Raw genomic sequence first — 9,544 nt, forward strand, 5'->3', positions numbered from 1 at the left:
AATCTTGAACACTACCAGACTAAGAGAACTCTTTTTTTAAAAAGCACCCCACACCATAAGGTTTTTTAGAGTAGAAGTTCTTGCCATGCTCTACCAAAAGAGCATGGAACTCCTGATAGACTTTAAGTAGCTCTTTTTCATCGCTTATGCACTCTTTTAACGAACTCTCCATAAGCATCTTAACCTCGCTATAACTACTTTTTTGTTCTATAATCCCAAGCGCAAGTAGGATGCGTTTTGTGTAAGCATCAACTTTAAACTCCAGTTGATTGTAGCCATATAAAAGCATAGAATCAGCCGTTTCTTGCCCAACTCCTATAACATTTAAAAGTGTATCTCGCTCTGGAACTTTGCCATCAAGAGTGTTGTAAAATTTGATAAACTCTAAAATATATCTTGCTTTTTGGTTAAAGTATCCTGATGGTCGTATCGCCTCTTTGAGTTCGTCGCACTCCATGGATGCGATTGAAGAGGCGCTAATGGCGTTTTTTGCATGTAAATTATTTAAAGATTTTACCACAGAAGTAAATGTCGTATTTTGTGTCAAAATAGAGCCTATGCAGACTTCAAATATTTCATTCTCACTCCGTGGAAAGTTATAGTCTGCTTTATGATATCCATATCCAGTTATAGGCCACCATCCCTGAACCCCGTATGTTTTGTAGAGTATTTTATAGAGAGCATATATGGTATTCATAGGTAAGAGAGGAGTTTAACGCCGATAAAGATAATGCCTAAAAAGAGCAGGGAAGAGATAAAAACAAGCGCGGTGACGATTTTTGGTTTACACTCATAGAGTGATGCAAAATTGACATTTGCAATGGCAAGAGGAACTAAAATCTCTATAAATATAATCCCTTTTATCATGGAATCAAGTGTGATAAAAGAGAGAACGACAAATGCAACAGCGGGTAAAAAAAGAAACTTTACACCCATAACCCATAGCGTGAGAGTCTTGCTAATCTCGCTTATTTTTGTGCCGTAAAGATAGATACCAAACAAAACAAGCTGCATAACGATAGAAGCATAAGCCCCCATCATCAGTGTTTTCATTATCTCATCACTTGGTTTATATCCATAAACACTAAGCACAATCGCCACCATTGCCGCCCACAGAATGGGAAGTTTGATGATGTTTGTAAGTGATGTTTTTACATCAAAATTTCCTCTTGAGTAGTAGTAAACACCGACGGTATAGACTATAAAGACATTCATGAGATTGATAACAGTTGTGTAGGGAATCGACTCTTCTCCAAAGATAGCGATGTTCAGAGGAATACCGAGATTTCCTGTATTGCCTATGATGGCGGCAACTGTTGCGATGGAGTACTCTTTTTGGTCTTGAAACAACTTTTTTGCAAAGAGTGCCACAAGCAGCAAAACCAAAAGAGTGATAAAGAGATAGATGGATGGAGCAAAAAGAAGCGTTACATCGACAGGGCGGATAAGAAGCCCCCAAAAGGTGAGAAAAACCTGTAAAAAATAGACATTGAGGAGCGTGATAGTTTTGTCGTCAATCTTCTCTTTGAAGCTCATTTTCGCAACAAAACCGATGACAATAAAGATGTAAATAGCCAGAATAGAAAATAGTATCGAACTCATCGGGGGATTATAGCAAATAGAGTATAATTTCACACCAAAAAAGGGACGAGCTTATGCAAACCATAGAAGTGATAAACAAGAGTATAAAAGAGAATCCAGCAGTAATGCTCTACTTTTCAGCCCCAACATGCAACGTTTGCCATGCACTCAAACCAAAACTTTTAGAAGCGATAGAAAATAATTTTAAAGAGTTTAAGATAGTTAGTATCGATACCTCTTTAGAACAAGAAGTGGCGGCTTATTTTAGCGTTTTTGCCATTCCTACTGTTTTGGTTTTTTTAGACGGACGGGAGTTCCTTCGAAAATCTCGCCATATGAGTGTGGATGAGGTTGTACGAGAGATAGAGCGTCCTTATAGAATGATGATGAGTTAACAACTATCTCATAAAAGCGATAAGTGACGCAGTAACTGCAACATTAAGCGACTCAACACCTCTGTTCATGGGAATTGTGATAGAGTCGTTACAAAGTTTTTCAATCTCTTTTGAAACACCATCACTCTCATTTCCAAGTACAAAGATTGATTTCTCGCTTTTTTGTACATCATAGATGCTCTGTTTTGCATGCGAAGAGAGGAGATAGATTTTTGTGTCACTTAGCTCCCTCAAAATGGCATCAAGCGTATCGCAGTAGTAGATAGGAACTCGAAAGAGCGTTCCTGCACTCGCTTTTATGACAAGCGGAGAGATTTTCGCACTGTTCTTTTTAGGAAGAATGATTCCATCGACATGTCCCGCCGCACATGAACGGATGATCATACCAAGATTTTGAGGATTTTGGATGCCATCGAGTGCGAGAAGTTTAAAGCTTTTGAAGCTTTTTATCTCATTTGCATTTTGATAAGAGTTTGCGATAATGTCAATCGCCACGCCTTGATCTTGTTTGGCATTTTTGCTGATTCTACTTAGCGCAGCTTTATCATGATAAGAAACCTCAATATTTCTCTCTTTTGCAAGCTTGAGAATCGTTTCAATCACACCCTCAGGCTTGTTAGAGTTTGCCATATGCACTTTATGTATCTCTACCCCGCGCTCTTGCAAAACCTCCATGACGACATTTCTGCCATAAAGCGTTATGATTTTTTCAAAATATGCTTTTTTCTTTTTGTACTCTTGTGAATCTTCCAAAAATAAATCCTCTTTTTTAGCACCATTTTACACTATTTTTTCTATCCATAAAGAGATTCTGCTATAATCTGACAAAAAAGAGAAGAGATTATGGACAATAGAATAGAAGAGATAGCCGCGCAGATAAAAATTCTTGAAGATGAGCTTATGTTAGAGCTTAGAAAAAAGCAGGACGAATTTTTCTATACGCTTGAAGACAAAAAGGTTAAATTTCAAGAGAACGTCATAAAAGAGGGAAGAAGCAAAATCATAAGCTCGATTAGATATCTCTCCTCTTTCCCAGTGCTCGCTGTTTTTACCATCCCTTTTATCTGGTCTATGATGTTGCCTGCTCTTCTTGTGGACATCTTTGTAACCATCTATCAGAGTGTCTGTTTTCCTATCTACAAAATCCCAAAAGTAAAAAGAAGCGATTATGTCATTATGGATAGATACAACCTTTTTTATCTTGATAGAGTGGAGAAGATAAACTGTTGGTATTGTGAGTATTTTAACGGTGTTATTGCTTACACCAGAGAGATAGCCGCTAGGACAGAGCAGTTTTGGTGTCCCATTAAACACTCACGAACACAAAAAGAGATGCACTCAAGATATGAGAAATTTTTTGATTTTGGTGATTATGCGAGCTACCGAAGAGAGCTTGAAAAAAGAAGAGCCGACTTCAAAGATTTAGAGGAACAGACAACAGAGGTCATCTGATATCATAGACAACCTCTGTTCGTAACCCTTTTTTGAGAATCTCTTTGACATAAAGCGTCTCTATCTCCATGCGCATAAACGCATCCAAGGAGCTTATGTTGTTCAAAGCCACTGCCCTTAAAACCAAGCCTCTATATGCCTTTGCCCAGTGGCTGACAACTTTGCCATCTTTTAAAAACTTCAGTGTAGTGTGCGGTTTTTTTAGATCATAAAATTTGTCATAGTACCCAGCGCGTAGATCTAAAATATCACTATTGGCAAGATAGAGGTCAAGTTGGTATGAAAATCTCTCTTTATAAAACTTCTCTGGAGCATATCTGCCGATACTGTTACCCTGCTTTACTTTATAGTTCACAATGGTGTCGCCTCCCAAGAGCGGTCCATAAAGATTTGAAAAGATAAGGGTGTTTTTTCTGAGATACTCTTTTGCCTCTTTGCCTAGTGAGGCAAAATCAAGCGAGTCATACGCTACGCCATCATAACGCTCGATAGCAGACATAAGCGGTGTATCGAAAATATCGACGATGTAAGGAGCGCAGTCACTCTCTTTTTTAAGTCCAAAAAGTTCTTTTATCTTTTGCATATCGGCACATTGGATGATAGAGTTGTACTCATTTAAAATAACTTCTCGTGAATTATGCGCACCAAAGAGCTCTTTTTTCTCCTCATTGCCACCATTTTTTTTATTCTCTGCTGGAGAAAATAGTATTTTTAACATTCAAATGCCTTTAAAAAGAGAGTAAATTTACTCAAATCGTACCCTTTTTTACATAAAGAGTGCAATATGATAAATATTTAGAGTAAAACTCTTGACATTGAAAAAAGATTGCACTATAATTCTGGCTCAAATTCAACGCCGGCATAGCTCAGTTGGCTAGAGCAGCTGATTTGTAATCAGCAGGCCCGGGGTTCAAATCCTCGTGCCGGCACCATTGAATGAGAGAATATTAGAAACAGTGTTAGACCAGATAAAAACATAATAAGTTATGGTGAGTTAGTCAAGTGGCCAACGACGGCGGACTGTAAATCCGCTCCCTCCGGGTTCGGTGGTTCGAATCCACCACTCACCACCACTCAATGGCAGATGCGGGCGTAGCTCAGTTGGCTAGAGCGTCAGCCTTCCAAGCTGAGGGTCGAGGGTTCGAGTCCCTTCACCCGCTCCATTGAGATTCTGGAAGCTGAAGTACAATTTCAACCTACTTCATAAACCTATTGTTTTAAAACAGTAGCGTCTATACATAGCTATATCTACACAAAAAAACTAATATAATATTTATAAAATTATGCAATTATTGCTTGCTATTTTACTGTAACTTTTACTCTGCTCTCGTGGCTCAGGGGTAGAGCACTTCCTTGGTAAGGAAGAGGTCGGCGGTTCAAATCCGCTCGTGAGCTCCATTTGATAAAGTACAGATAAAATTTAAGCAATAATTGAATAATTTTTGGGTATAATTCCATTTCTATTCACAAATTAAGTCGGAGGACACTATGGCAAAAGAAAAGTTTTCGCGTAATAAACCGCACGTAAACATTGGTACTATTGGTCACGTAGACCATGGTAAGACAACACTAACAGCTGCAATTACTGCGGTTCTTGCAGTAACAAACGGTGCAAAAATGATGGATTACGATCAAATCGACAATGCTCCTGAAGAGCGTGAGCGTGGTATTACGATTGCTACATCACACGTAGAGTATGAAACAGATAAGCGCCACTATGCACACGTTGACTGTCCAGGTCACGCGGACTATGTTAAAAACATGATTACTGGTGCTGCACAAATGGATGGAGCTATCTTGGTTGTTTCTGCTGCTGATGGTCCGATGCCACAAACTCGTGAGCATATCCTTCTTTCTAAGCAAGTAGGCGTTCCTTATATCGTTGTTTTCATGAACAAAGAAGATATGGTTGACGATGAAGAACTTTTAGAGTTGGTTGAAATGGAAATCCGTGAACTTCTTGATATGTACGACTTCCCAGGTGACGATACTCCAATCGTAGCTGGCTCTGCAAAAGAAGCTCTTGAAGAAGCAAAAACTGGTACACTTGGACCATGGTCTGCAAAAATCCAAAAGCTTATGGCTGCTGTAGATGAGTATATCCCTGAGCCAACTCGTGAAGTTGATAGAGATTTCTTAATGCCGGTTGAAGACGTTTTCTCAATCTCTGGTCGTGGAACAGTTGTAACTGGTCGTATCGAGCGTGGTCTTGTTAAGATTGGTGATACTATCGAAATCGTTGGTATCCGCGATACACAAACAACTACTGTAACAGGTATCGAGATGTTCCGTAAAGAGATGGATCAAGGTCTTGCAGGTGATAACTGTGGTCTCTTGCTTCGTGGTATCACAAAAGATGGTGTTGAGCGTGGTCAAGTTCTTTGTAAGCCAAAGAGTATCACTCCTCACACTAAATTTACAGCTGAGATTTACGTACTAAGTAAAGAGGAAGGTGGTCGCCATACTCCATTCTTTAGTAACTATCGCCCACAATTCTACGTTCGTACAACAGACGTAACAGGTGCAATCACATTACCAGAAGGTACTGAGATGGTTATGCCAGGTGATAACGTAAGCATTACTGTTGAACTAATTCACCCAATCGCTATGGAAAAAGGTACTAAGTTTGCTATCCGTGAGGGTGGAAGAACTGTTGGTGCTGGTGTTGTAGCTGAGATTCTTGCATAATTCGCTTTGTGCGAATATGTAAAATCCTTTAAAAGGTTAATAGCATGAGAGAAGCAATACATTTAGGTTGTGAGAAGTGCACACGTCGTAACTACCACACAACTAAAAACAAAAAAACTCATACTGAAAAATTTTCAGTAAAAAAATATTGTAAGTTTTGTCGTGAGCATACTGTTCACAAAGAGATGAAACTCTAATATAGTTGCAAATAGAAGCTTAAGTCTTTGGACTGAGCTTTTTTTGTTCAAAATAGGCGTGTAGCTCCAACGGTTAGAGCACCGGATTCCAAATCCGGGTGTTGGGGGTTCGAATCCCTCTACGCCTGCCACACATTTATTATTTGTAGAGCTTATGAGCTTTATATATAATTAATGACTATTAGGGAAGTTCAATGAATTTAGGTACACATATTAAAAATGCGAGACTAGAATTAAGCAAAGTCATTTTTCCTACAAAAGGTCAAGTAAAACAAGCTTACATCTCAGTTATGATTGTTGTTGCTGTTATAACTGCTTTTTTAGCGCTTGTAGATTTGATTATGTCATCTGTAGTTTCGGCAATTTTAGGATAAAGGGTGTCAATGGAGAAGAAAAAAAACAATCATCAGTGGTACTCTATCCAAACATATGGAAATGAGAGAACAGTCCGCTTAGCGATTTTAAATATGATTGAAGAGATGAGACTTCAAGATGCTATAACAGATGTTATCGTGCCTACAGAAGATGTAATTGAAGTAAAAGATGGTAAGAAAAAAATCACTGAGAGATCACTCTATTCAGGGTATGTTTTTGCAAGAATAGATCTTAGCACAGAGATTCAACATCTTATTCAGACAGTACCAAAAGTTTCTGGATTTATTGGGGAGGGAAATACTCCTACTCCACTTAGTGAGCATGATATTAATGTTATTTTAGATCGTGTTTCTAACCGTGCGGCACCTAAGCCAAGAGTATTTTTCGATAGTGGTGAGACAGTCCGTATTACAGAAGGTCCTTTTGCAAACTTCACGGCAACTGTAGATGAGTATGATTTAGAGCATGGAACTCTAAAACTAAATGTTTCAATTTTCGGAAGAGCAACTCCAGTAGATATTGCTTATACGCAAGTTGAAAAAATAATTTAAATTTTACAAAGGAAAAAAGATGGCAAAAAAAATTATGGGCTATATCAAGCTACAAATTGAAGCTGGCAAAGCAACACCTGCTCCTCCAGTAGGACCTGCACTCGGTCAACGTGGTGTTAACATTATGGAGTTTACAAAAAACTTCAATGAAAAAACAAAAGATAAGATGGGATTTAAAGTTCCTGTAGTTATCACTGTTTATACAGACAAGAGCTTTACATTTATTGTAAAACAACCACCTGCAACTGCACTTATTTTACATGCAGCAGGTTTAAAAGGCGGTTCTAGTAATCCACTTAAGAACAAAGTTGGAAAACTTACTCGTGCACAAGTGATGGAAATCGTCAATAGAAAAATTGAAGATATGAACACTGATGATAAAGAAGCAGCGGCAAACACTATCGCAGGTTCAGCACGTTCAATGGGTATTGAAATCGTAGACTAAGCAGTTCTCTTTAAAGGTTTTCACCTTTAGAGTTCTTATCACCGACCACAGTGATGTAAAAATTTGTGGCAGAATTTATAGGAGATTTGAAAATGAGCAAAAGATATAAACAATTAATTGAAAAAATTGACGTTACAAAAGCATACGGTGTAGATGAAGCATCAGTACTTGTAAAAGATTTAGTAAGTGCAAAATTTGACGAGACTGTCGAAGTAGCATTTAACCTAAACGTAGACCCAAGACATGCGGATCAGATGATTCGTGGTGCTATCGTTCTTCCTCACGGAACTGGAAAAACAGTTCGTGTTGCAGTTTTTGCAAAAGGCGTTAAAGCTGATGAAGCTAAAGCTGCTGGTGCTGATATCGTTGGAACAGATGATTTAGTGCAGCAGATTAAAGATGGTATCTTTAACTTTGATATCGTTGTAGCTGCACCTGATTGTATGGGACTTGTTGGTCAAATTGGTCGTATTCTAGGGCCAAAAGGTATGATGCCTAACCCTAAAACAGGTACTGTAACTCCAGATGTTGCAACTGCTGTTAAAAATGTTAAGGGTGGTCAGGTTAATTTCCGCGTTGATAAAAAAGGAAATATCCATGCAGGTATCGGTAAAGCAAGTTTTGCAGCAGATAAAATTGCTGAAAATCTTCTTACATTTGTTAAGGCAATTAACAGACATAAGCCAGCATCTGCAAAGGGTCGCTATATTAAAAACTGTGCACTTAGCTTAACTATGAGTCCAGCTCTTAAACTTGATGTTATGCAATTGGCAGAATTGAAATAATCTAGTAATTTTTAGTGCTTTATTCGTAAAGCACTATCAAGTTACTACTTTGGTAACTGCATTTTATGGACTGAAGATATAGGAGCGAAAGCTTAATATGCTGATTTTTATCGGTGTTCCTGTTGAAGTGTTGTCTGGAAAGGAGATATTCTATGACAAAAACACAAAAAGCTGAAATTATTGAAGTACTTTCAAATGAATTCAAAGATGCTCAGGGTGTAATCTTTTGTGATTACAAAGGTTTGAGTGTTTCTAAACTTGAAACATTGAGAAAAATGGCTCGTGCTAAAGATACAAAAGTTCAAGTTGTTAAAAATACTTTAGCAACTATCGCATTATCAAATGCTGAACTTACTGGTGTTACTTTAAAAGACACTAACATCTTAGTATGGGGTGCAGATTCTATTGCTACTTCAAAAATTGCTGCAGATTTTGCTAAAGATAATGATAAATTCATTATCAAATCTGCTTATATTGACCGTGAGCCTGCTGATGCTGCTAAAGTTGAAGCGTTTGCTAAACTTCCAGGACGTGAAGAACTACTTGGTATGCTTGCATCTGTTTGGATGGGACCGATCAGAAACTTTACGATTGGTTTGGACGCATTGAGACAAAAAAGAGAAGAGGCTTAATCGCCTTCAACAATAACAATGAGCAATCATTGAAAATTTCATAATGGAGAATTATTATGGCAATAACAAAAGAAGATGTATTAGAGTTTATTTCAGGACTTTCTGTATTAGAACTTTCTGAATTGGTAAAAGAGTTCGAAGAGAAATTCGGAGTTTCTGCACAGCCTGTTGCTGTTGCTGGTGGTGCTGTTGCTGCAGTAGCTGTAGAAGAGCAAACTGAATTCAACGTTGTTATCCTTGATGCTGGTGACAAAAAGATTAACGTAATTAAAGTTGTTCGTGCATTGACTGGTCTTGGACTAAAAGAAGCAAAAGATGCAACTGAAAACGTACCTTCAACAATCAAAGAGGGTGTTGATAAAGAAACTGCTATGAACGCTAAGAAAGAGCTTGAAGAAGCTGGCGCAAAAGTAGAAGTTAAATAATTTTACTACCTACGCGTA

Annotated in this window: 14 protein-coding genes and 5 tRNA genes; 15 read left to right on the forward strand and 4 right to left on the reverse strand. The window is 38.1% G+C overall.

Annotation, left to right across the window (positions count from 1 at the left end; all coding sequences use genetic code 11):
- Nucleotides 1–19: 19 nt before the first annotated feature.
- Together AC6H4V_RS01475 and AC6H4V_RS01480 are read right to left on the reverse strand one after the other, a co-directional pair.
- A complete protein-coding gene (locus tag AC6H4V_RS01475; RefSeq protein WP_428728903.1) occupies nucleotides 20–697 on the reverse strand; it encodes an endonuclease III domain-containing protein in 678 nt (225 codons plus the stop codon).
- Nucleotides 694–1,602, reverse strand: a complete 909-nt coding sequence (locus tag AC6H4V_RS01480; RefSeq protein WP_497607192.1) for an AEC family transporter — start codon at nucleotides 1,600–1,602, stop codon at nucleotides 694–696. The genes AC6H4V_RS01475 and AC6H4V_RS01480 overlap by 4 nt, the downstream gene beginning before the upstream one ends.
- A gap of 53 nt (nucleotides 1,603–1,655) precedes the next feature.
- On the opposite strand from AC6H4V_RS01480, the gene AC6H4V_RS01485 reads away from it, so the two are divergent.
- Entirely contained in the window at nucleotides 1,656–1,976 is a 321-nt protein-coding gene (locus AC6H4V_RS01485) for a thioredoxin family protein (RefSeq protein WP_497607193.1), read from the forward strand.
- Between the two features lie 3 nt (nucleotides 1,977–1,979).
- Here the strand turns inward: AC6H4V_RS01485 and rlmB are convergent, their stop codons facing one another.
- Nucleotides 1,980–2,729: a 23S rRNA (guanosine(2251)-2'-O)-methyltransferase RlmB gene (rlmB, locus tag AC6H4V_RS01490; RefSeq protein WP_497607194.1), complete on the reverse strand. Its 750-nt coding sequence runs from the start codon at nucleotides 2,727–2,729 to the stop codon at nucleotides 1,980–1,982.
- Between the two features lie 90 nt (nucleotides 2,730–2,819).
- On the opposite strand from rlmB, the gene AC6H4V_RS01495 reads away from it, so the two are divergent.
- Complete coding sequence (locus AC6H4V_RS01495; protein WP_428728907.1) at nucleotides 2,820–3,428, forward strand: hypothetical protein; 609 nt, start codon at nucleotides 2,820–2,822, stop codon at nucleotides 3,426–3,428.
- Here the strand turns inward: AC6H4V_RS01495 and AC6H4V_RS01500 are convergent.
- The gene (locus tag AC6H4V_RS01500) at nucleotides 3,421–4,146 is read right to left on the reverse strand and encodes a YaaA family protein (protein ID WP_428728908.1); all 726 of its coding nucleotides are present in this window, start codon (nucleotides 4,144–4,146) and stop codon (nucleotides 3,421–3,423) included. The two genes, AC6H4V_RS01495 and AC6H4V_RS01500, sit on opposite strands and share 8 nt — an antisense overlap.
- A 137-nt stretch (nucleotides 4,147–4,283) precedes the next feature.
- Between AC6H4V_RS01500 and AC6H4V_RS01505 the strand changes: the two genes are divergently transcribed.
- The 13 genes from AC6H4V_RS01505 to rplL all read left to right on the forward strand — a co-directional run bounded on the left by AC6H4V_RS01505 (nucleotide 4,284) and on the right by rplL (nucleotide 9,526).
- Nucleotides 4,284–4,360: transfer RNA gene (locus AC6H4V_RS01505), tRNA-Thr, on the forward strand.
- A 56-nt stretch (nucleotides 4,361–4,416) separates the two neighbouring features.
- A tRNA-Tyr gene (locus tag AC6H4V_RS01510) sits at nucleotides 4,417–4,501 on the forward strand.
- Nucleotides 4,502–4,514: 13 nt separating this feature from the next.
- Nucleotides 4,515–4,591 (forward strand) — tRNA-Gly (locus tag AC6H4V_RS01515).
- 160 nt (nucleotides 4,592–4,751) lie between these two features.
- Nucleotides 4,752–4,826 (forward strand) — tRNA-Thr (locus AC6H4V_RS01520).
- Nucleotides 4,827–4,916: 90 nt separating this feature from the next.
- The gene (gene tuf, locus AC6H4V_RS01525) at nucleotides 4,917–6,116 is read left to right on the forward strand and encodes an elongation factor Tu (protein ID WP_497607195.1); all 1,200 of its coding nucleotides are present in this window, start codon (nucleotides 4,917–4,919) and stop codon (nucleotides 6,114–6,116) included.
- A gap of 44 nt (nucleotides 6,117–6,160) precedes the next feature.
- Complete coding sequence (gene rpmG / locus AC6H4V_RS01530; RefSeq protein WP_137011688.1) at nucleotides 6,161–6,313, forward strand: 50S ribosomal protein L33; 153 nt, start codon at nucleotides 6,161–6,163, stop codon at nucleotides 6,311–6,313.
- 54 nt (nucleotides 6,314–6,367) lie between these two features.
- Nucleotides 6,368–6,444 (forward strand) — tRNA-Trp (locus AC6H4V_RS01535).
- Between the two features lie 63 nt (nucleotides 6,445–6,507).
- Complete coding sequence (gene secE, locus AC6H4V_RS01540) at nucleotides 6,508–6,687, forward strand: preprotein translocase subunit SecE (RefSeq protein ID WP_428728910.1); 180 nt, start codon at nucleotides 6,508–6,510, stop codon at nucleotides 6,685–6,687.
- A gap of 9 nt (nucleotides 6,688–6,696) precedes the next feature.
- Nucleotides 6,697–7,239 (forward strand): transcription termination/antitermination protein NusG, encoded by a 543-nt coding sequence (nusG, locus tag AC6H4V_RS01545; protein WP_428728911.1) that lies wholly within the window; start codon nucleotides 6,697–6,699, stop codon nucleotides 7,237–7,239.
- A gap of 19 nt (nucleotides 7,240–7,258) precedes the next feature.
- A complete protein-coding gene (rplK, locus tag AC6H4V_RS01550) occupies nucleotides 7,259–7,684 on the forward strand; it encodes a 50S ribosomal protein L11 (RefSeq protein WP_428728912.1) in 426 nt (141 codons plus the stop codon).
- Nucleotides 7,685–7,776: 92 nt separating this feature from the next.
- The gene (gene rplA, locus AC6H4V_RS01555; protein WP_497607896.1) at nucleotides 7,777–8,469 is read left to right on the forward strand and encodes a 50S ribosomal protein L1; all 693 of its coding nucleotides are present in this window, start codon (nucleotides 7,777–7,779) and stop codon (nucleotides 8,467–8,469) included.
- 152 nt (nucleotides 8,470–8,621) lie between these two features.
- The gene (gene rplJ / locus AC6H4V_RS01560) at nucleotides 8,622–9,101 is read left to right on the forward strand and encodes a 50S ribosomal protein L10 (RefSeq protein WP_497607196.1); all 480 of its coding nucleotides are present in this window, start codon (nucleotides 8,622–8,624) and stop codon (nucleotides 9,099–9,101) included.
- A 56-nt stretch (nucleotides 9,102–9,157) separates the two neighbouring features.
- Entirely contained in the window at nucleotides 9,158–9,526 is a 369-nt protein-coding gene (rplL, locus tag AC6H4V_RS01565) for a 50S ribosomal protein L7/L12 (protein WP_428728915.1), read from the forward strand.
- Nucleotides 9,527–9,544 lie beyond the last annotated feature (18 nt).

Source organism: Sulfurimonas lacustris, assembly GCF_059705355.1.

Coding starts and splice junctions, on each gene's coding strand:
- tuf (WP_497607195.1), top strand. CDS start 4,917: ATGGCAAAAGAAAAGTTTTCGCGTAATAAACCGCACGTAAACATTGGT.
- rplL (WP_428728915.1), top strand. CDS start 9,158: ATGGCAATAACAAAAGAAGATGTATTAGAGTTTATTTCAGGACTTTCT.
- rpmG (WP_137011688.1), top strand. CDS start 6,161: ATGAGAGAAGCAATACATTTAGGTTGTGAGAAGTGCACACGTCGTAAC.
- rplK (WP_428728912.1), top strand. CDS start 7,259: ATGGCAAAAAAAATTATGGGCTATATCAAGCTACAAATTGAAGCTGGC.
- rplJ (WP_497607196.1), top strand. CDS start 8,622: ATGACAAAAACACAAAAAGCTGAAATTATTGAAGTACTTTCAAATGAA.
- AC6H4V_RS01495 (WP_428728907.1), top strand. CDS start 2,820: ATGGACAATAGAATAGAAGAGATAGCCGCGCAGATAAAAATTCTTGAA.
- AC6H4V_RS01500 (WP_428728908.1), bottom strand. CDS start 4,146: ATGTTAAAAATACTATTTTCTCCAGCAGAGAATAAAAAAAATGGTGGC.
- nusG (WP_428728911.1), top strand. CDS start 6,697: ATGGAGAAGAAAAAAAACAATCATCAGTGGTACTCTATCCAAACATAT.
- AC6H4V_RS01475 (WP_428728903.1), bottom strand. CDS start 697: ATGAATACCATATATGCTCTCTATAAAATACTCTACAAAACATACGGG.
- AC6H4V_RS01480 (WP_497607192.1), bottom strand. CDS start 1,602: ATGAGTTCGATACTATTTTCTATTCTGGCTATTTACATCTTTATTGTC.
- rplA (WP_497607896.1), top strand. CDS start 7,777: ATGAGCAAAAGATATAAACAATTAATTGAAAAAATTGACGTTACAAAA.
- secE (WP_428728910.1), top strand. CDS start 6,508: ATGAATTTAGGTACACATATTAAAAATGCGAGACTAGAATTAAGCAAA.
- AC6H4V_RS01485 (WP_497607193.1), top strand. CDS start 1,656: ATGCAAACCATAGAAGTGATAAACAAGAGTATAAAAGAGAATCCAGCA.